This is a genomic window from Streptomyces sp. NPDC006923 (assembly GCF_040635655.1).
Classification (GTDB): Bacteria; Actinomycetota; Actinomycetes; order Streptomycetales; family Streptomycetaceae; genus Streptomyces.
Genome location: NZ_JBEYIF010000003.1, coordinates 306,625 through 325,151 on the forward strand (window position 1 = coordinate 306,625; position 18,527 = coordinate 325,151).

At 72.1% G+C, this 18,527-nt stretch carries 18 protein-coding genes and 1 pseudogene; 6 read left to right on the forward strand and 13 right to left on the reverse strand.

What is annotated here, in order from left to right; all coding sequences use genetic code 11:
* Positions 1-220 precede the first annotated feature (220 nt).
* A pseudogene (locus ABZ707_RS07305) lies at positions 221-792 on the reverse strand (class I SAM-dependent methyltransferase).
* 264 nt (positions 793-1,056) lie between these two features.
* On the opposite strand from ABZ707_RS07305, the gene ABZ707_RS07310 reads away from it, so the two are divergent.
* A complete protein-coding gene (locus tag ABZ707_RS07310; protein WP_360169895.1) occupies positions 1,057-1,512 on the forward strand; it encodes a TerB family tellurite resistance protein in 456 nt (151 codons plus the stop codon).
* Between the two features lie 248 nt (positions 1,513-1,760).
* Here ABZ707_RS07310 and ABZ707_RS07315 read toward each other — a convergent pair whose 3' ends face one another.
* Both ABZ707_RS07315 and ABZ707_RS07320 read right to left on the reverse strand, forming a co-directional pair.
* Positions 1,761-2,702, reverse strand: coding sequence for a M56 family metallopeptidase (locus tag ABZ707_RS07315; protein WP_360169193.1), 942 nt, complete (start codon positions 2,700-2,702; stop codon positions 1,761-1,763).
* Between the two features lie 7 nt (positions 2,703-2,709).
* Positions 2,710-3,108 (reverse strand): BlaI/MecI/CopY family transcriptional regulator, encoded by a 399-nt coding sequence (locus ABZ707_RS07320; protein WP_360169196.1) that lies wholly within the window; start codon positions 3,106-3,108, stop codon positions 2,710-2,712.
* A 203-nt stretch (positions 3,109-3,311) separates the two neighbouring features.
* Between ABZ707_RS07320 and ABZ707_RS07325 the strand changes: the two genes are divergently transcribed.
* A complete protein-coding gene (locus ABZ707_RS07325) occupies positions 3,312-4,343 on the forward strand; it encodes a zinc-binding alcohol dehydrogenase family protein (protein WP_360169198.1) in 1,032 nt (343 codons plus the stop codon).
* 63 nt (positions 4,344-4,406) lie between these two features.
* Here the strand turns inward: ABZ707_RS07325 and ABZ707_RS07330 are convergent, their stop codons facing one another.
* The gene (locus ABZ707_RS07330; RefSeq protein WP_360169201.1) at positions 4,407-5,384 is read right to left on the reverse strand and encodes a zinc-binding dehydrogenase; all 978 of its coding nucleotides are present in this window, start codon (positions 5,382-5,384) and stop codon (positions 4,407-4,409) included.
* 218 nt (positions 5,385-5,602) lie between these two features.
* Between ABZ707_RS07330 and ABZ707_RS07335 the strand changes: the two genes are divergently transcribed.
* Entirely contained in the window at positions 5,603-6,292 is a 690-nt protein-coding gene (locus ABZ707_RS07335) for a TetR family transcriptional regulator (protein ID WP_360169204.1), read from the forward strand.
* A gap of 25 nt (positions 6,293-6,317) precedes the next feature.
* Here the strand turns inward: ABZ707_RS07335 and ABZ707_RS07340 are convergent, their stop codons facing one another.
* Positions 6,318-6,965 carry a GDSL-type esterase/lipase family protein gene (locus ABZ707_RS07340; protein WP_360169207.1) on the reverse strand — a complete coding sequence of 216 codons (648 nt, stop codon included), beginning with the start codon at positions 6,963-6,965 and terminating at the stop codon, positions 6,318-6,320.
* A gap of 92 nt (positions 6,966-7,057) precedes the next feature.
* Here ABZ707_RS07340 and ABZ707_RS07345 point away from each other — a divergent pair, with 92 nt between their 5' ends.
* Entirely contained in the window at positions 7,058-7,399 is a 342-nt protein-coding gene (locus ABZ707_RS07345; protein ID WP_360169210.1) for a Tn3 family transposase, read from the forward strand.
* Between the two features lie 244 nt (positions 7,400-7,643).
* On the opposite strand, the gene ABZ707_RS07350 is transcribed toward ABZ707_RS07345, so the two are convergent.
* The 8 genes from ABZ707_RS07350 to ABZ707_RS07385 all read right to left on the reverse strand — a co-directional run bounded on the left by ABZ707_RS07350 (position 7,644) and on the right by ABZ707_RS07385 (position 15,213).
* Positions 7,644-8,120: a hypothetical protein gene (locus tag ABZ707_RS07350; RefSeq protein ID WP_360169213.1), complete on the reverse strand. Its 477-nt coding sequence runs from the start codon at positions 8,118-8,120 to the stop codon at positions 7,644-7,646.
* A 107-nt stretch (positions 8,121-8,227) separates the two neighbouring features.
* The gene (locus ABZ707_RS07355) at positions 8,228-8,440 is read right to left on the reverse strand and encodes a hypothetical protein (protein WP_360169216.1); all 213 of its coding nucleotides are present in this window, start codon (positions 8,438-8,440) and stop codon (positions 8,228-8,230) included.
* Between the two features lie 312 nt (positions 8,441-8,752).
* Entirely contained in the window at positions 8,753-9,145 is a 393-nt protein-coding gene (locus tag ABZ707_RS07360) for a hypothetical protein (protein ID WP_360169219.1), read from the reverse strand.
* Positions 9,146-9,210: 65 nt separating this feature from the next.
* Positions 9,211-9,954, reverse strand: coding sequence for a glycosyltransferase family 2 protein (locus tag ABZ707_RS07365; RefSeq protein ID WP_360169222.1), 744 nt, complete (start codon positions 9,952-9,954; stop codon positions 9,211-9,213).
* Positions 9,951-10,568 carry an SAM-dependent methyltransferase gene (locus ABZ707_RS07370; RefSeq protein WP_360169225.1) on the reverse strand — a complete coding sequence of 206 codons (618 nt, stop codon included), beginning with the start codon at positions 10,566-10,568 and terminating at the stop codon, positions 9,951-9,953. Before ABZ707_RS07370 ends, ABZ707_RS07365 begins: the two co-directional genes overlap by 4 nt.
* A complete protein-coding gene (locus ABZ707_RS07375; RefSeq protein ID WP_360169228.1) occupies positions 10,565-11,329 on the reverse strand; it encodes a PIG-L family deacetylase in 765 nt (254 codons plus the stop codon). The genes ABZ707_RS07370 and ABZ707_RS07375 overlap by 4 nt, the downstream gene beginning before the upstream one ends.
* Positions 11,326-12,282, reverse strand: a complete 957-nt coding sequence (locus ABZ707_RS07380) for an acyl-CoA dehydrogenase family protein (RefSeq protein WP_360169898.1) — start codon at positions 12,280-12,282, stop codon at positions 11,326-11,328. Before ABZ707_RS07380 ends, ABZ707_RS07375 begins: the two co-directional genes overlap by 4 nt.
* Before the next feature lie 351 nt (positions 12,283-12,633).
* On the reverse strand, positions 12,634-15,213 hold the full coding sequence (locus ABZ707_RS07385) for an ATP-dependent Clp protease ATP-binding subunit (RefSeq protein WP_360169231.1): 2,580 nt from the start codon (positions 15,211-15,213) through the stop codon (positions 12,634-12,636).
* 444 nt (positions 15,214-15,657) lie between these two features.
* Between ABZ707_RS07385 and ABZ707_RS07390 the strand changes: the two genes are divergently transcribed.
* Together ABZ707_RS07390 and ABZ707_RS07395 are read left to right on the forward strand one after the other, a co-directional pair.
* The gene (locus tag ABZ707_RS07390; protein WP_360169234.1) at positions 15,658-16,848 is read left to right on the forward strand and encodes a lycopene cyclase family protein; all 1,191 of its coding nucleotides are present in this window, start codon (positions 15,658-15,660) and stop codon (positions 16,846-16,848) included.
* Positions 16,849-16,895: 47 nt separating this feature from the next.
* Positions 16,896-18,509 (forward strand): FAD-dependent oxidoreductase, encoded by a 1,614-nt coding sequence (locus tag ABZ707_RS07395; RefSeq protein WP_360169237.1) that lies wholly within the window; start codon positions 16,896-16,898, stop codon positions 18,507-18,509.
* Positions 18,510-18,527: the final 18 nt, after the last annotated feature.

Sequence of the window (18,527 nt, forward strand, 5' to 3'; positions counted from 1 at the left end):
GGGCACGGGCTGTGCCACATCCACGAAGTTAGGGGCGGTGACGGTCCGGCACATTGGGCGTACGACCCGGGTGGGGGGTGTCGTTGAGTACACCCTCACCCACCGGGCCCGCCCCAGGGTCGCGGACCCTTCTCGGGCGGCGCGTATGTGGATGGCTCCGGTAACGCGTCGATGTGCCGTAGCCGTCGTCGCGAGCCCGCCAGCCGTGACGGGAGAGCCCTCAGAGACGACGTGCCGCGACAACCGCCGAACTGGTTGGCGTTGTGAGTACCTCCGTGGCGTCCAGGGCTGGATGCGCGAGGTAGAACAGGCGGAGCTCGTCCACTTCACCCTCGAAGCGAGGCGGCCAGTGGGGCGAGGGGTGAAGTCGTCCAGGATGAGAAGGCCGCCGGGCGCAAGGAGGTCGACGACTCCCCGGGGGTCGTCACGCTTGCCCCCGCCGTCGCAGAAGAAGACGTCGAAGGGGGCGTGCCGCTCCAGCAGCCGCCAGTCACCGGTGAGCACGCTGACGCGCTCGTCGTCCGCGAAAACACTGGCCGCTCGACGTGCCAGCTCCTCGTCACGCTCCACGGTCACCAGGCGCGCACCGGCGCCGAGGCCGCTGTGCAGCCAGGCGGTGCCCACTCCCGAGCCGGTGCCGCTCTCCGCGATGCTTCCATGAGGTTTCGCGGCGGCGGCCAGCCTGAGCAACCTGCCCACTTCAGGGATGCAGCTCTTCTTGAATCCCGTCTCGGCGGCGACACGCTCCGCGGCCACCACGCGAGGCGGAAGCGCACGTTCTGCCACGATCACGTCCCCCTTTCATCGTGGACACGACGCTATCCGCCGGCAAGGACGTCCACGGGAAGTTCCGCCGGTCCGGACCGGGTCGGTTTCCGGGGCGGAGCACGGGCGGTGGCGGCCCGGTCGCGCTCGCGGCGGTGACAAGCCGCGCGCGGCGGGGGGAGCGGGTTCGTACGGTCGCTCAGGCTATCTTCTACAGTGCTGTAGAGATTTGTTTCGTCCCGGGCCTGCGGCCCGGGAGCCGAGCGAGTGACGGAACTGACGGAGACGAAGATGGCCCTGTGGGATCGCCTCAAGGAATCCGCATCGACGATGCAGACCCAGCTCAACGCCAAGAAGAACGACCTCAAGAGCGGGGCGTTCCGGGATGCCAGCATGGCGATGTGCGCCCTGGTCGCCGCCGCGGACGGTACGGTCGACCCGTCCGAACGCCGCCGGGTGGCGCAACTGATCGCCAGTAACGAGGTGCTGCAGAACTTCCCCGCGGACGACCTCCAGCGCCGCTTCGACGACTGTCTGAACAAGCTGACGGCCGACTTCGACTTCGGTAAGGTCAGCGTCCTCCAGGAGGTCGCCAAGGCCAAGAAGAAGCCGGCCGAGGCGCGCGCGGTGATCCAGATCGGCATTGTCATCGGCGGCGCCGACGGTGACTTCGACAAGACCGAGCAGGCCGTCGTACGCGAAGCCTGCTACACGCTGGACCTGCCGCCCGCCGAGTTCGATCTCTGACCAGCGGGCGACGGGGCGGGGCGCGCCGGTGAGCGGCGGACCCCGCCCCGCTTCGGCTGGGGCGTGTTGTGAAAGGGGCGCCGTCCGCCCCTGGGGCGGGGCTCGCGGTGTCTGGTGCGTGCGATCGCAAGGCGGAGGATCGTTCGCGTACTGGACATACTGTTACGACGCGGGCGACTCAGACGACTCAGGCGACTCCGACAACGCGGCGAGCGTGCGTGCCAGGCGTCGCAGGCCAGGCGGGACTTTCACCACACGCCCTGGAGCGGGGTCGCGGCGTGCAGCAGGACGATCAGGGTCACGGCGGAGTTCGCCGACGACACGGCCGAGACGGCCGTACCCACCGCCGCGATCCAGGCGGCCACGCCCGCGGCCGTCCCGACCGGTGGCCAGACGCGGGCGGCCGGCAACGGGTCGAGCAGTGCCCTGACCCGGCGCGGCACGGGTCCCGGCATCGCGAAACCCGCCAGCGTCGGGCCCGGCGCCCCGTGGGACACCAGGGCGGCCCTGCCGACGGCGCGGGCCATCAGCCGGCGGTCTCCCATCGCCGCGGCGGCTTCCTCGTCCGCCCAGCGTTCCGCGCTGAAGGCCGTGGCGGAGCGCAGTGGCCGCAGCAACGGGTGCGCCCGCGCCGCGAGTTGGACCGCCAGCAGATAGCGGTGGTGCCGCGCGGTCAGATGGACCCGCTCATGGGCGACCAGGGCCTCGCGCTCCCGGGCGTCGAGGCTCGAAAACATCGCGGAGGACACCACGACCCGTCCCGGAGTGCCCGGCAGGGCGTAGGCGTACGGGATGCTGTCGGGCAGCACGGCCACCGGCGACGGGGGCATCCCCGCCAGCGCGCGCTCCGCGCCCCGGCGTACCCGGTAGTGACGCCACACCGCGGCCGTGCACGCGGCGGCCACGGCGATCAGCGCGGGAATCGCGGCCTTGCCCGCCACCTCGTTGTACGGCACCGCGGCGCGGACCTCCGGGTCGGACCAGCCGTCCGGCAGCGGGTTGTTGGGCAGTTGCGCCGTGCCGACGACCATGATCAGACCGAGGCACAGGGTGCTGCACAGCGCCAGCACCACGCTGACGCAGCTCAGCAGGCGGGTGGCGCCGCGTGGGTGCAGGTGCAGTTCCGCCAGACGCGCGATCGGCCACGCGGTCAGGGGCAGGACCAGCGGAAGGAAGACAAAGACGCCCATGTGCCGCTCAGCCTTCCGGCCCGTCGGCGGTCGCTTCGTTCAGGAGGGCACGCAGCACCCGCTCGTCGTCGGCCGACAGCGTGGTGACAAAACTGGCCAGCACGGCTCTGCGGTCCGCCTCGCCGTCCAGGACCCGGCGCATCCGGAGGGCCGCCAGGCCCGCCTCGTCCGAGGTCGCCTGCCACGCGAACGATCTGCCCGACCGCTGGCGCGAGACGGCGCCCTTGACGAGCAGACGGGACAGGATCGTGATCACCGTGGTGTACGCCAGGTCGCAGTCGAGACGCTCCTGCACCCAGGCGGCCGTCGCCGGGCCCGGAGCCTGGCCCAGGGCGGACAGCACTTGTGCCTCCAGCTCGCCCTGTCGGCGCCGGCGCGTGGGAGCACCCTCTTCTCCGCCTGTCACCCCGGCCCCCTCGCCCGCACGTCAGCAAAACAGTGGCACAGCATACTTCGCCGCGAGCGGCGAGCCTTGCGGGAGCGGGAGCGGGAGCGGGAGCGGGAGCGGGTGCGGGTGCGGGAGCGGCGAGGCGGGTGCGGCGAGGCGGGAGCGTCCGGGCGGTGGCGGAAGCGGTTGCCCGCCCCGCCCGCCGGTCGCAGGCTGGGGGTATGGCTTTTCCCGCTTCCGCCGGGGAGGCGCTGAACGGCTGGGCGGTCGAGACGCCCGGACCGATCGGCACCGGGCCCCTGGCGCGTATTCGTCGGCCGGCGCCCCGTCCGGGTCCGGGAGACCTGCTGCTGCGCGTGGAAGCCTGCGGTGTCTGCCGTACGGATCTGCATCTGTCCGAGGGAGACCTCACCCCGCGTCACGCGTCGGTCATTCCCGGGCATGAGATCGTCGGCCGGGTGATCGCCGTCGGGGACGGCGTGACCCAGTTCCGTACCGGCGACCGGGCCGGTGGCGCCTGGCTGCGCGGCACCTGTGGGACCTGCCGGTACTGCCGGGCCGGACGCGAGAACCTCTGCCCCTGGTCCGTGTACACCGGCTGGGACGTCGACGGCGGCTTCGCGGACCTGACCGTGGTTCCGGAGTCCTTCGCCTACCGGCTGCCGGGCGACCGGGACCCGGTGCTGCTCGCGCCGCTGCTGTGTGCGGGGATCATCGGCTACCGGGCCCTGCGCCGCAGCGTGCTTCCGGAGGGCGGCCGGCTCGGAATCTACGGCTTCGGCGCGTCGGCCCATCTGGCCGCCCAGGTGGCGCTGGCCGAGGGCGCCACCGTCCATGTGCTGACCCGGTCGGAACCGGCGCGTGAACTCGCCCTGGAACTGGGCGCTTCCTCGGTCGGCAGCGCTCAGGACAAGCCGCCGGAACCCCTGGACTCGGCGATCCTCTTCGCCCCTGTGGGAGACCTGGTGCCGGTGGCGCTGGAGGCGCTTGACAGGTCGGGCACCCTCGCCGTGGCCGGTATCCATCTCTCCGACATTCCCGTACTGAACTACCAGCGCCATCTGTTCCAGGAGCGGAATCTGCGCAGCGTCACCTCCAACACCCGCCAGGACGGCCGTGACTTCCTCGCCCTGGCCGAGCGCATCGGTATCCAGGTCACCACCAGCCCCTACCCGCTGAGCCGGGCAGACGAGGCACTCGCGGACCTGGCGGCCGACCGGGTCAATGGGGCGGCGGTGCTCGTACCGTCCTGACCGTGAGCCGTCGCGGGCGGGCGCGAAACGCCGACGTCTGCCGTGGAGACGCGCGCGGGCCGGTCAGACGGTGAGGACGAGACGCCCCGGGACCTCGCGTGCTTCCAGCCGGCGGTGTGCCTCAGCGGCCTCGGCGAGGGGGAGTTCATCGACCCGCAGGGTCAGTTCGCCGCTCGTGAGGAGGCCGACGACCTTCTCGGCTGCGGGTCGGGCGGTGGCGGGGTTGTCGCGCAGGATGCTGCCGACCTCGAAGCCGAGCATGCCCGCGCTCCTGTGCCACAGCTCGTCACCGGTGACGGGGGAGTCCGGGGTGCGGGCGGCGTGGCCGAGCAGGAGGATACGGCCGAGCGGGGCCAGCACATCCAGACTGGCCGTGCGCAGATCGCCGCCGACCGGATCGACCACGACGTCGACGAGCCGGCCGTCCAGGTCCTTCACAAACCGGTCACTGGTGAAGACCCCGTCCAGTCCCAAGTGTCCGGTGTCCTTGATCCGGGCCTGCGAGGAGACGGTGCCGGTGACGTGGGAGGCGCCCAGTGAACGGGCGACCGCGACAAAGGTGGCGGCCAGACCGCCGGCCACCCCGTGCACGAGCACACTCTCTCCTTCCTGGAGGTGCGCCACCCGGGTGAGCGCCAGATAGGCGGTGGTGGCGTTCGGCAGCGCCGAGACGGCCTGCGCGGGATCTATGCCGCCGTCCTTGAGGGAGACGGTCATGGCCGCCTGGGCGAGGGTCACCGAGGCGTAACCGCCCAGGCTCACCTGCGACAGTGTGACGACGGGCTCGCCGACCCGGAAGCCGGTCACCCCAGGGCCCAGCTCACGCACGGTTCCGGCGGCTTCGAGGCCGGGTACGAAGGGCGGCTGCGGCAGGTCGGGCCGTCCCGCGAGGTCACCGCGGCGGAAGAACACGTCGACCAGCCCCACCGCGGCATGCGTCGTGTTGATGGTGAGCTGCCCCGGGCCGGGCCTGGGGTCGGGCAACTCGGCCTCGGTCAGAACCTGCGGTCCGCCGAACTCGTTGATGGTGATCGCACGCATCGCGCACTCCGTACTGTGTCGGTTCGTTTTCGCCGTCGTGGCGGGCGCAGGGGGCGCCCGGGCGGCCGTCGCCTCGTACGAGAGTCATTTCCCGCGCTCTCTCCGCGGACGGCACCCGAAACGTAACGCAACACCCTTGCGTAGTCAACGCAAGGGTGTTGCGTTAGTGGCGGGCGCCCGTCTCGGTCGGGTGGCTCGGTTGCGTTTACCGTGTGGACATGACTGATCGCCCCGGCTTCCAGCGCGCCTACTCTCCCGAGCACAAGGCGCGGCGGGCCGCCGACCTCATGGCGGCGGCCCGGACCCTCGCCGCCCGCGAGGGGGTGCGGGGCGTCACCCTCACCGCCATCGCCCGGCACGCGGGGGTCCATGTCTCGGCGGTGCGCCGGTACTACGCGTCCCGCGAGGAGATCCTGCTCAACCTCGCCGAGGAGGGATACGACGGGTGGTCACGGGCCGTCGCCACGCGGCTCACGGGCCGCGCCGGACTGGACTCGGTGGAGTTGGCCCGTACTCTGGTCGCCACCCTCGCCGAGCGTCCGCTCTTCTGCGACCTGCTCACCCATGTCACGCTCAGCCTTGAACGCGAGGTCGCCTACGAACGCGTCCGCGCCTTCAAGCGCGCGGCCGGCGAGGCCGTGGGTGTCCTCACCGACACCGTCGCCGCCGCGAGCGCCCTCGACCGCGCCGCCGCCCGGGAGCTGATCACCGGCACCATCGCCCTGACCGCCCCCCTGTGGCAGGCCGGCCACCCGGGGGACGTCCTCACCCGTCTCTACCGGGAAGAACCGGACATGGCACATGTCGGCATCGACTTCGAACCGGCCCTCACCCGTCTCCTCGCCGCGCTCTGCGACGGTCTGACCGGCGACAGGAGCCCCCTGGAGACGGCCGAGCGAGAGGCCTGAGCCGGGGCGGCTCCCGCCCGACCGGTCATCGAGGGGAGCGTACGGCGGCAGCGGTGCGGTGGGGTGGCGGCGGGCATGCGGACAGCCAGTCGCGCCACCGGGGTGCGACGAGGGCCGCGATCTCGTCGTAGCCGCCCGCGCCCGGATGCGCGCCGTCGCCGGCGCGTACCTCGCGCATCCACACGGCGCTGTCGAGCAGCGGCCGATGGACGGGTACGTACGGCACGGACGCGTCATGGCAGACACGGGCGAACCGCTCGTCGAGCAGCGCGGTGCGGGCGTTGTGTGCGGGGTCGTCGACGGGTGGCGGGGCGACCATCAGGACGGGCCACCCCCGGTCCGCCGCCTGGCCGAGCAACTCGGCCAGATTGGCCGTCGACTCGTCGGGTGCCACGCGTGGGAGGCCGCCCTCCAGGGTGGTGTCGTTGACGCCGAATGACAGTACAAGCCGCAGGTCGCTGCCGTCCCGCAGCCGTTGGACGCATTCGCGCTGCCAGCGGGCGAGAACGTCGGAGGAAGTCTCGCGCCGCACACCGAGGTTGTAGAAGGTGAGCGGCTGTCCTTCGGTGAGCGCCCGCGCGGCCAGGCGTCCTGCCCAGCCGAGGCAGAGAGGGTCGCCCACACCGGCGACAAAGGAGTCCCCGACGAAGCCGATGCGCAGGTCGCGAGTCATGTGATCGATCTTCGCACGACCGCGGACCGCGACCGGGCCGCCTCCGGGTCGCCGAGGTAGCCGGCCACCGTGGCGCCGTCGCGCAGCGCGACATGACATCGGCGGCCCGCTCGGGATCGGGGTGGCCGCCTTCCCGGAACGCCTCGGCAAGGGTCCCGTGGCGACCTGACGGGTGCGGACAAGGAGAGCAGGAGGTCTCGATGCTCGCCCTGCACCTTTTGCAGAGCGGTCTCGTGCATGTCAATACATTGCTCGTTCAGCAGGTTTTGGCCGACCCGAAGTGGGCGGACACACTCGCTGAGGCGGACCGGCGGGGTCTGTCTCCGCTGTTCTGGACCCACGTGAACCCGTATGGCCGGTTCGAACTGGATATGAACAGCCGTCTCGACCTGGACCTCGGCGTGGGGGACCGGTCGACCAGCGGATGGCGTTAGGCCCTAGCTCCGCAGGGTCACGGGCCTCTGGCGTCGGCCCCCAGAACTGCCTCGCAGAACGCAACGGTTGTCAGAGGGTTATGACGGCTGTCCTGGGGCAGTCCGAAAAGTCCTGAACTCGCTTGTCCCGAGCGGCCCGGGGTGTGACCGGGACGCCATTCGCGGCAGTGTTCCGCACGGCCAAATGGCCCGCACCCTCCCTAGGGTGCGGGCCATTTGTCCTACTTCGACTACCCGATTCGGGTCAGCAGGGGCGTAGCGAATACACCGGACCCCAGTCCGCCGTTCCCTCGCTGTATGCAGTCGATCGCATATTGACTAGCTCGTTGCCCGACGCTCCGTAGTACCGGGCGACCGTCCCCCGGGTCTGGTTGTTCTCCCACGGGCCCGTGCCGTACCAGTTGGAAACGGTCCACAACTGACAGGTGGTGAAGCTGAACGTTGTGCCGCGTACGACCATACACAGGTACTTGTAGCTGCAGATCAGATCAGCACTGAGCACAGTTTTGGTAGCGGTGAACCCGTTGTAGTCCATGGTCTTCGCGTTGACCTGGTGGCCCTGGGCAGCAACGTCCGCGCCCATCACCGAAGCGACCGTGGCCTGGACTTCGCTGAGCCCGTTGTCCTGTGCTGCCGCGGACGAGCCCGTCATGCCCAGCAGCGTGACCGCCATCAGCATGCTCACGGCCATTGCCGTGCCTATGCGTTTTATCGGATTCATCTAGTCTGTTCCCTCCCCTGTGGCCTGCCCGCCCGTGCGGGCGATGCCTTGACCGTGTACAGCAGAACAGGTGGTTAACTCGGCGGCTAGACGGCACCCTCGAACAGTTACGCAGATGCGCCCGAACCGGCCAACTTCCATACAGACGCGGTCAGTTGGTCTTGGGGGCCGACCAGTGCGGTGGTGAGCTTGCGGGCCGCTCCCTTCGTCAGCCGCCCCAGCGCCTTCAGCTGGGCCGGGGTGGCCGGATCCTTCTTCGACTGCGCGGCGCGTTCGCGCCGGTCGCCGTAGTGCTTCGTATACCGGGTGAATCCCGACACGGCCCGCTGTCTCCCACGGTGCTCATATCTGGCCAACCGGTACAAGTGGGCGCGAGACAGAGCGAACCGGATGAGCGCTCACTCGATCCGGGGCCCGTCGACCACCCGTGCGAGGATGTCCGCTTCTCAGAAACGAACCTTTCCCGGAGCAAGGTCAAGAACGATCGGTGAGGGCGGCCTGAAGCGCGGACTCACTGTCACCACTCGCCACCCGGCGGCAGCTATACGAGCACGGAGCCTTGATTGACGGGCTGCCAAATGGGTCCTGGTCATGCCGGAATAATCCGGAATGATGCAGAACGGTCCGTCTCCCTATGTGCCGGACCGCTTCCCGGGCTTCTTCGACGGGGGATCCTGCGGGTCCACGCCCGTGAAGGCGGAGGCGTCCTTGCTGCCGCTCGGGCGCTGCGACCGGCCCTTGGGGCCCTTGTCGTGCATGCCTTCGCTCTTTCCGGCCTGTTCCTCACCGCGCCGTGATGTGCTTTCCAGCGGGGTTCCGGCGGTCGATTTCTTCTTGTCCTCGTCGGTGGCGGCGCGGCCGGCGTCCGGCTCCGGAGCGTGCTTGCCGGGGTGGAAGGAACGGTGTGCGCTCGGGTTGGGCTGCTGGGTGGTGTCGTCCACGTCCGGTGCCCATCCGTGCTGGTCACGTCCCTCGAACCGGCTCGGGCCCTCGCCGTGCGAGGGCTGGCTGCGCTTCTTCGACATCAGGAGGGCCTCCTGTTCCGTTCACACGCGTCATTCCTGGACATACAGCAGCAATGTTACGCACATCACTCGACGGGTGCAGGAAGGAGATCGCCCTCCCGGGCAACCAGGCGCAGGAAGGCGCCCAGTCCGTGAGGGGCCCTGAAGTCGCTCCGGCCCGAGGTGAGGACGGGGCACAGATCGGTGCGTACGATCCGGCGGTTGTCCCGTTCCAGAGCGGCGACCAGGGCGCGGTCCTCGCTGTGCCTGAGCGCGGGGAAACCGCCCGCGTCGAGATAGGGCACCGCGGCCACGCCGAGGTTGGCGCCGTGCACATGCGGATGCGACCAGGTCGCGGCGGAGGCGGGCCGTCCCGCGAAGTAGTGGGCGTCGTGCCGTTCGGCGGTCACCGGGCTGAGCAGGGGATGGGGCGCGATCCGTACGGTGCCCACCACACACTCCCAGCCGCGCCGGGCATGCCGCATCTGGTGGGCCAGCCACCGCCGGGGCACGAGTGTGTCGGCGTCGGTGGAGGCGATCCAGATCCGGTCGGCGCCCGGCCCGAGGAGGCTGAGGGCCCGCTCGGCGGCGGCGGCGCGGGCGGCTCCCACGTTGCGGCCCGATGTCTCGACGACATGTGCGCCCAGGCGCCGTGCGACCGCCGCGGTGTTGTCCGTGCAGTCGTCGGCCGCGACCACGGTCACCAGGGACATACCGGCCAGCGCCGGATGCCGGGCGGCCGCGTGCACGCTTCGCAGGGTGGCCGGGAGCTGACCGGCCTCGTTGTGCGCCGGGATGACAACGGCGCACGCGGTCGGTGCGGAGATCACACCAGCCCCTCTTCGGCCGCCGGGGAGAGCGCCGCGCTTCCGTCGGTGTGCCGCTTGGTGAACGTGTGGAGAGTGAAGTCCGGGTCGCGGTGGTCGGTGACCAGGTCGAGGCCGGGAGTCGAGAGGAGCAGCGGGGCCAGCTCCGAGCCGGTGAGCCGGTGTTCGGGGACGGGATGGTCCCAGTGCACGGTGACGAGGGTGCCCCCGGGCTCAAGGCTCTCCACGGCGCGGGTGAGCAGTTGCCGCAGGGTGTCGTCACTGAAGTAGTAGAGGAGCTCGGACAGGACGATCAGGTCGAACTCGCCCCGCGGCCACTCGGCGGGGACGGTGAGCTCGCGTATCTCGACATGCGGCCGGCCGCGCAGGCGCTCCGACGCCGTCCGCACCGCCGAGGGAACCCGGTCGGTGGCCAGGAGACGGTCACACCGGTCCGCGAGCCGGGCGGTCAGGACCCCCACGGAACAGCCCGGTTCGAAGGCGCGGTGATAACGACGGCGGGGCAGGGCGGCGAGGGTGAGGGCGTACTTGCGTTCCTCGTACCAGCGCCCCGCGAGATCCCAGGGATCGGGCGAGCCGTCGTACATGGCCGCGAAGTAGGTGGCCGGCGTGCTCATCGGAAGACCACCTCGAAGGACCTGGTGTGATGGGCGAGTTCCTCCGGCGGGAGGATCGCGGCGTTCTCCTCGCCGTCCCCCAGAGGCGTGGTCTGACTCGTGAAACGGCCGACGGCACGGCGTTTCCGCGCGGCGGCCTCGTCCGGTACGGGCAGGCGGGCGGCCTCCGGCCAGGGCACCCGGGGGTCGGCCGGCTTCGCCCAGTGCCACATCCAGACGGGGTAGAGCCACAGGGGTGTGTCCGCCTCCCGGCAGGCCGCCGCGGCGGCCCGGCCCGCGGCCTCGTGATCGCTGTGCAGGTCGCCGGTCCAGGGCGCGACGCAGTGGGCGCCGCCCACCTCTCGCAGCAGTCCGGCGACGGCGTCCCCCACCCGTGCCTCGTGGCGGTGCACCTGGGTGTCCGGGACGCGCAGACGCCGGGGCTCCAGCGCGGGCAGGCCGAGGTCGGAGAGCGCTGTGCGCAGTTCCGCCGCGCGGACCTCCGCGAGCCGCGCGGCGGTGACACGAGCGCTGCGCGGGTGGGAGCCCTCGCCGTCGGTGACCGACAGAAGATGCACCTCGGTGCCCGCCGCCGCCAGGGCCGCCATGGTGCCGCCAAAACCGAGCACCTCGTCGTCCGGGTGCGCGGCCACGACGACCACGGGGCCGGTGGGCGGGTCGGTGTGCGGCAGGAGCGCCAGCCCGTCCCAGGACGCCCACAGCGCCTCCGGAGTGCCCGGCGCGTCGATGGCGGCGGCCGCGGCCTGCCGGACGCCGGTCATTGGGCCTCCCGGTGGCCGGCGACCTGCCGGCCGAGTGCGGCCAGATCGGCCTCGGCGTGGTGCTGACGGATGTAGACGGTCAGATCGGCCACGGCGCGCGCGTGCCGGGCGTCGTGGCACAGCGGACCCGCGCCCAGGGCGCGCCCGACATGGCCGAGCACTTCCGTACAGACCTTCTCGACCAGGGCGCGCACCCTCAGGCCGCGTACCCCGGCCCCGCCCAGCGCGTCCAGCGGGTCGGCGTCGATGTCGGCCGCCGCACGTTCCAGCACCGTTTCCGCCGTGCTGAGCAGCATGTCCACGGCGCCGAGGTGCGCCGCGACCCGGTCGCCGGGGACGCGCTCCCGCGCCGAGACGACGAGGGCGTCCGCCACGGCGTGCGCGCCTCCGAGCCAGCACGCGGCCACACCTACGCCGCCGTGCTGGAACCCGGGGCGGTCGAGGTAGTCGCCGGCCCCGCCGACCGGTTCGGCCGGTACGGCGGAGAAGGTGACATCCGGGGTGTCGCTGCCGGCCATTCCGACCGCCTGCCAGGTGCCCGGCACCGGTCTCACACCCGGCTCGGCCAGGCGGACGGCGAACAGGCGCCGTCCCTCGGGGGTGTCCGCGGTGACCAGCGCGTGGGTGCAGACATGGGCTCCGGAGCAGTACGGTTTGACGCCGCCCAGCCGCCAGCCGTCGCCGTCCCGCTCCGCGGTGAGTCCGGGCCCCGGCGGCTGCGCGGCCCACACGCCCCAGCGCTCGCCGGGCTCGGGCCGGGGGCCGTTCAGCTCGTGCAGGATCGCCGTCGCGTCGAGGTGTCCCTCGCCCAGGCGGGCCAGGGACAGGTCCTCCCGGCCCAGACGGGACAGCGCGTGGAACCGTTCCCGTGTACGGCCGGCACCGGGCAGCGGGACCTTCGGCGCCTCGTCGTCGGCCCATGCCGTGAAGCGCGCCGCGACGGACCGGCACAGCGCGGTCGGATCCAGCGGGCTCACGGTGTCCGCCGGGCGCGGAGTGCCGGCGCGGTGAGTCGCTTCTGCAGTCAACCTTTTCTCCCGTGAATGGTGACCGGTCACGCCGGTCGGGCGGAACGGGCGCGAGGGCCCCGTACCGGCGGTGAACGAGTGCCTGCCGCGTGCCCCTGCTCAGGGGCCACAAACGCGGGGGCTGCGGTTTCGCGCCGTACCGGGGGGAGCGCGCGGAACTCACACCGCGGCGGAGCCCCGGCGCGGCAGGGCACACCCGGCCCGGTCCCTGGCGCCTCCGGCGGCCTTCGCACCCCGCGCCCCCGCAAACACCACCCCGGTCCGGCGGGACACCACTCAGGCGCCGTCCCATCGGGTCGTCTCCGTCGCCCGCCGGGTACGGAACGTGAGCGCGCCGTCCGCCGCTTCCACCCGTACCCGGTCACCGGCGGACAGCGCGCCGTCCAGCAGCAGCCGGGAGAGCGGGTTGTCGACCTCGCGCTGAATGGTGCGCCGCAGCGGTCTGGCGCCGTACTCCGGCCGGTGCCCGCGCTGGGTGAGCCAGTCGACGGCCTCCGGCGCGAACTCGATGGCGACGTCCTGGGCGTGCAGCCGGCGGCGGGTCGCGTCGAGGAGCAGCTCGGTGATCTGCCGAAGCTCGTCCCCGGTGAGCCGCCGGAAGACGACGACCTCGTCGAGGCGGTTCAGGAACTCCGGACGGAAATGTTCGCGCAGTGCGCCCAGCGCCCGCTCCCCGGCGGCGGAGCCGGACCCGGACCCGGTCCCGGCCTCGCCGGAAGCGAAGCCCAGAACGCCACGGCCCCCGCTGAGCGCGTCGGAACCCAGATTGCTCGTCATCACGACCACGGTGTTCTTGAAATCGACCCGGCGGCCCTGGGAGTCCGTCAGATGCCCGTCGTCGAGCACCTGGAGGAGCAGGTTGAAGACGTCGGGGTGCGCCTTCTCCACCTCGTCGAGCAGCAGCAGCGAGTACGGGTGGCGGCGCACCGCCTCCGTGAGCTGGCCCGCCCCCTCGTGACCGACGTATCCGGGCGGCGCGCCGACCAGCCGGCTGACGGTGTGCCGCTCCTGGTACTCGCTCATGTCGAGACGCACCATGCGGTCCTCGCTGCCGAACAGCGCCTCGGCGAGTGCCCGCGCCAGTTCCGTCTTGCCCACACCGGTCGGCCCGAGGAAGAGGAAGCTGCCGATCGGCCGGCTCGGGTCGGCGAGACCGGCCCGGGAGCGCAGGACCGCCTCCGCGACGGCCGTCACGGCGTCGTCCTGTCCGACGACGCGGCCGTGGAGACGGGTCTCCAGGCCCAGCAGCCTGCTCTTCTCCTCCTCGGTCAGGCTGCTGACCGGTATGCCGGTCTGCCGTGACACCACTTCGGCGATGTCCTCGGCGGTGACCTCGATGATCCTGCCGTCGCCCGGCCGGTCACCGTCCTCGGCCCCGATCCGCCTGCTCAGTTCACTGATCCGGTCCCGCAGCTCGGTGGCCCGCTCGTACCGCTCAGAGGCGACGGCCTGGTCCTTGTCCCTGGCGAGCTGTTCGGCCTCGCGCTCCAGCTCCCGTATGTCGGTGGTCTTCGTTCCCGAGCGCAGCCGGACGCGGGCCCCGGCCTGGTCGATCAGATCGATCGCCTTGTCGGGCAGGAAACGGTCGGAGACATAGCGGTCCGACAGTTCGACGGCGGCGAGGAGGGCCTCGTTCGTATAGCGGACCTGGTGGTGGGCTTCGTAACGGTCCCGCAGCCCCCGCAGGATCAGCACCGCGTCCGCGGGAGCGGGCTCCGGGACGAGGATGGGCTGGAAGCGGCGGGCCAGCGCGGCGTCCTTCTCGATGGTGCGCCGGAATTCCTCCAGCGTGGTGGCCCCGATGACATGCAGCTCGCCACGGGCCAGCGCGGGCTTGAGCATATTGCTCGCCTCAAGCGAGCCGCCGCCCTCGGAGCCGCCGCTTCCGCCGGCGCCGACCACGGTGTGCAGCTCGTCGATGAAGACGACGAGGGTGTCGGAGTGGGTGCGTATCTCCTCGATGATGCTGTTCAGCCGCTCCTCGAAATCGCCGCGATAGCGGGTGCCGGCGACGACGCCCGCCAGATCCAGGGCGACGACACGGCGGCCGAGCAGCGCGTCCGGCACTTCTGCCGCGGCGATGCGCTGGGCGAGCCCTTCGACGATGGCGGTTTTCCCGACCCCCGCGTCGCCGAGCAGCACGGGGTTGTTCTTGCCCCGCCGTGAGAGCACCTCGATCGTCTGCTCGATCTGTTCCTCGCGGCCGATGACCGGGTCGATACGGCCGGCCCGGGCGAGACCGGTCAGGTCGCGGCTGTACTTGTCGAGGGTCGGGGTGTCGTGCGGCGGTGCGGCTCCCGGCTCGGTCCCGGTGACCTGCGATCCCCCGGCGCCCCACGGGGCCGCGGGATGTTCGAAGCGCATCACGTTCAGGATGCGCCCGGCGGCCGAGTCGGGGTTGGCCGCGAGCGCTCCGAGGACATGCTCGGGGCCGATGTACGAGGAGCCGGCGGCCCGGGCGAGTTCATGGGCGCCCAGCAGGGCACGCTTGACCGCCGGGGTGACCGCGACGGCCTTCTGCAGCGGTCCCGTACCGACGCTGCGGTCGATGTCGGCCGCCAGCGCGTCCGGGTCCGCGCCGGCCCGCTCCACCAGACCGCGCGTCGGTTCGGCCGCGAGGGCCGCCCGCAGCAGGTGCTCGGTGCCGAGTTCCGCGCTTCCGTGGTTGGCGGCGTACGAGGCCGCGGCGGCGATCATCTCGCGGGCGGCCTCGCTCATCAGACGGGCGATGTCCGCCTGCTGCGGCACGGGCCGCGCCCCGCCGGAGGGCTCCGCGTCGCTGCTCAGGAAGCGGGCGAGGAAGTCGCCGAACGAGTCCGGGCGCCGGCCCTCGGGACCGGTGGATCCGTTGCTCATGAGTGTCCGTTCCGCTGCCACGGCGGCGCCGCGCCAACTGTGTCGCGGGGGCCCCGGGGCGTCCGCACCGGCTCGCCCGGCCGGACGTTGGCCATGGACCCGTAAGACCCCACCGCTTGAGGAGCTCTGTCCCGGTGGGCCGGGCGAGTGGCGGCCCGGGGCCGGGGCCGCGTCTCCCTCTCTTTACGTTACACATAGCGCTCAAAGGGGTATTTTTCGGAATCCGGCGATGTGATCTTGGAGCGCCGCCGTGACGGCGGCCGGAGACCGGAGCGGCCCGGTTTTCGCCGCTGCTGTCGGGGCGCGTGTCGCGCGCCGGCGTGAGCGGGGGAGCTGGGCGAGGATCGGCAGGGTCGCGACGCGCGCGTGGCGCAGTCCGCCCGGAGGGTGTCGCCTGCCAGAACTTTCGAAACACCCCCAGCACGGCGCGGGGAAGGAGACACGGTGCCGGACGCGGACATCGTCATCGTGGGTGCCGGCGCCGCCGGACTGTCGCTCGCCCACCGGCTCTGCGACCCCTCGCACCCCGGCCGCCGGCCCTCGGTGATCCTTGTCGACGCGCCTCGCGGCCCGCTGAGGCCGCCCCGGCGCACCTGGTGCTACTGGGAAGGGGCCGACGGCGAGTACGACTCCGTGCTCGCCGCCTCCTGGCCCTCTCTGCGCGTGCGGGGACGCGACGGGACCGCGACCGTCGGACACCCGGCGCCGCTGCGGTACAAGATGCTCCGGTCGGACGCCTTCGAGCGGCTCGTCGGCGAGCGGCTGGCCGGGCCGGGCGGCTGCCACCGGGTCGAGGCCGTGGTGGAGTCCGTACACGATGTGCCCGGCGGCGCCGAGGTGTCCGGGCGCGACACGGCGGGCCGCCGTACGGTTCTGCGGGCACGCTGGGCCTTCGACTCCCGGCCGCCCGCTCGCCTCCCACCGGCCCGCACGACGCTGCTGCAGCACTTCAGGGGCTGGTTCGTACGCACCAGCCACCCGGCGTTCGACCCGTCCGTGGCGGACCTGATGGATTTCCGCACCACCCAGCCCGCGCACGGACTCTCCTTCGGCTATGTCCTGCCGCTGAGCCCGCACGAAGCGCTCGTCGAATACACGGAATTCTCCCGTGAGGTCCTCGACAGCGCCGGATACGACCGGGCGCTGCGCCACTACACCAGGGACGTCCTGGGCCTGGGCGAACCGCGGATCACGGCGTGCGAACAGGGCGTCATCCCGATGACGGACGCGCGCTTCCCGCGCCGCGCCGGCCGTTCGGTGTTCCGCGTCGGCGTGGCCGGCGGCGCGACCCGTCCGGCCACCGGCTACACATTCGCCGCCGTGCAGCGGCAGACCCGGGCCCTGGCGGCCGACCTTCTGGCGGGCCGCCCGCCCAGGCCGCCGCCCCCGCACCGGGCACGCTCCCGGGCCATGGACGCCGTACTGCTCCGGGCCCTGGACAGCGGCCGGATCGACGGAGCGGAGTTCTTCACCGGACTGTTCCGCGACGTACCGACACAGCGGCTGCTGCGCTTTCTCGACGGCCGCTCCCGGATGGCGGAGGACCTCCTGATCGGCCTGCGCACCCCTGTGATGCCCATGCTGCGCACCGTCGCCGAACTGCCCCGCCTGCGCCGCCGCCCCGCCGCCCGGTGACGGATCCAGGCCCGTCCCGCGCCGTCCGACCAGGAAGGACAGAGCAGATGACCTTGCCACGCGTCGAAGAACGGGCCGAGGCGTCCGACCGCCACGGGCGGAACGGAGGCGCACCGGCGCGAGGCCGGGACCGGCGGGCGCGCCGGGTGGAACCACCGGGCGGCCGCCCCCGTGTCGTCGGACCCCCGCCCGACGTGGGAGTGATCGGCGGCGGCATCGCGGGCCTCGCCGCCGCCACCGCGCTGGCGGAACGCGGTGTCCGGGTCACCCTCTACGAACGTGAACCCACCCTCGGCGGACGGTTGGCCGGGTGGCCCGTACAGCTCGCCGACGGCTCGTCGGCGACCATGAGCCGGGGCTTCCACGCCTTCTTCCGGCAGTACTACAACCTGCGGAGCCTGCTGCGCCGGGTGGATCCGGGGCTGGGCATGCTCACCGGACTGCCCGACTACCCGCTGCGGCACAGCAGTGGGCTGTACGACAGCTTCGCGCGGGTGCCGCGCACGCCGCCGTGGAGCGCCCTCGGGTTTGTCGCGCTGAGCCCCGCCTTCGGCTGGCGGGACCTGCTGAGAATGAACCCGGCTGCCGCGCTCCCGCTGCTCGACGTCCGCGTACCGGAGGTGTACGAGGCGCTCGACGGACGCAGCGCCCGGGACTTCCTGGCGGAGATCCGCTTTCCCGAGGCGGCCCTCCATCTGGCGTTCGAGGTGTTCTCGCGCAGCTTCTTCGCCGACCCTTGTGAACTCTCCGCCGCCGAACTCGTGATGATGTTCCACATCTACTTCCTCGGCTCCAGCGAGGGCCTGCTCTTCGATGTGCCGGACGAGCCGTTCCCGCAGGCCCTGTGGGAACCGCTGGCCCGCCGCCTGGAGCGCCACGGCGCCGAACTGCGCACCGTCACACCGGTGGAGGGTGTCGAGCCCGCGAACGGCGGCGGCCTGACCGTCGCCGCCGGGGACCGGACGAGGCGTCACCATGACGGCGTGGTGCTGGCGCTGGACACCGAAGGACTGCGGCGTGTGGTCGCGGCCTCGCCGCGGCTGGGGGACGAGCGGTGGCGGGCCCGGATCGGCCGGCTGCGTACCGCGCCGCCTTTCCTGGTGTCCCGGCTGTGGCTGGACCGGCCGGTCGCCGCGGACCGGCCGGGATTCCTCGGGACCAGCGGCTTCGCGCCGCTCGACAATGTCAGTGTGCTGGAGCGCTGGGAGGGGGAGGCGGCCCGCTGGGCGCGCGGCACCGGCGGCTCGGTGGTGGAACTGCATGCCTACGCCGTCGGACCGGCCGTCGGCCGCGACACCGTACAGGAGCGGCTGGTCGCCCAGTTGCGGCGGGTCTATCCGGAGACCCGAGACGCGCGGATCGTCGACGCCCGGCACGAGTGGCGCTCCGACTGCCCGCTCTTCCCGGTGGGGGGATTCGCCGGCCGGCCCACGGTGCGTACCCCGGACCCGGCCCTGATGGTGGCCGGTGACCTGGTGCGTACGGAGCTGCCCGTGGCCCTGATGGAGCGTGCCGCGACAACGGGGTTCCTCGCGGCCAACGCCCTGCTGGAGCGCTGGGGCGTACGCGGCCAGACACTGTGGACGGTTCCCGGCGAAGGCCGCTCGGCCGCACTGCGGGGTCTGGCGCGGCTGGCGGCGCGCCGCTCCCAGGGCCGGTGATCCGACGACCGCAGCCGG

Excerpts from the sequence above, each read along its gene's own strand:
- ABZ707_RS07310 (WP_360169895.1), top strand. The coding sequence starts at position 1,057 with ATGGCCCTGTGGGATCGCCTCAAGGAATCCGCATCGACGATGCAGACC.
- ABZ707_RS07315 (WP_360169193.1), bottom strand. The coding sequence starts at position 2,702 with ATGGGCGTCTTTGTCTTCCTTCCGCTGGTCCTGCCCCTGACCGCGTGG.
- ABZ707_RS07325 (WP_360169198.1), top strand. The coding sequence starts at position 3,312 with ATGGCTTTTCCCGCTTCCGCCGGGGAGGCGCTGAACGGCTGGGCGGTC.
- ABZ707_RS07330 (WP_360169201.1), bottom strand. The coding sequence starts at position 5,384 with ATGCGTGCGATCACCATCAACGAGTTCGGCGGACCGCAGGTTCTGACC.
- ABZ707_RS07335 (WP_360169204.1), top strand. The coding sequence starts at position 5,603 with ATGACTGATCGCCCCGGCTTCCAGCGCGCCTACTCTCCCGAGCACAAG.
- ABZ707_RS07340 (WP_360169207.1), bottom strand. The coding sequence starts at position 6,965 with ATGACTCGCGACCTGCGCATCGGCTTCGTCGGGGACTCCTTTGTCGCC.
- ABZ707_RS07345 (WP_360169210.1), top strand. The coding sequence starts at position 7,058 with ATGACATCGGCGGCCCGCTCGGGATCGGGGTGGCCGCCTTCCCGGAAC.
- ABZ707_RS07350 (WP_360169213.1), bottom strand. The coding sequence starts at position 8,120 with ATGAATCCGATAAAACGCATAGGCACGGCAATGGCCGTGAGCATGCTG.
- ABZ707_RS07360 (WP_360169219.1), bottom strand. The coding sequence starts at position 9,145 with ATGTCGAAGAAGCGCAGCCAGCCCTCGCACGGCGAGGGCCCGAGCCGG.
- ABZ707_RS07370 (WP_360169225.1), bottom strand. The coding sequence starts at position 10,568 with ATGAGCACGCCGGCCACCTACTTCGCGGCCATGTACGACGGCTCGCCC.
- ABZ707_RS07375 (WP_360169228.1), bottom strand. The coding sequence starts at position 11,329 with ATGACCGGCGTCCGGCAGGCCGCGGCCGCCGCCATCGACGCGCCGGGC.
- ABZ707_RS07385 (WP_360169231.1), bottom strand. The coding sequence starts at position 15,213 with ATGAGCAACGGATCCACCGGTCCCGAGGGCCGGCGCCCGGACTCGTTC.
- ABZ707_RS07395 (WP_360169237.1), top strand. The coding sequence starts at position 16,896 with ATGACCTTGCCACGCGTCGAAGAACGGGCCGAGGCGTCCGACCGCCAC.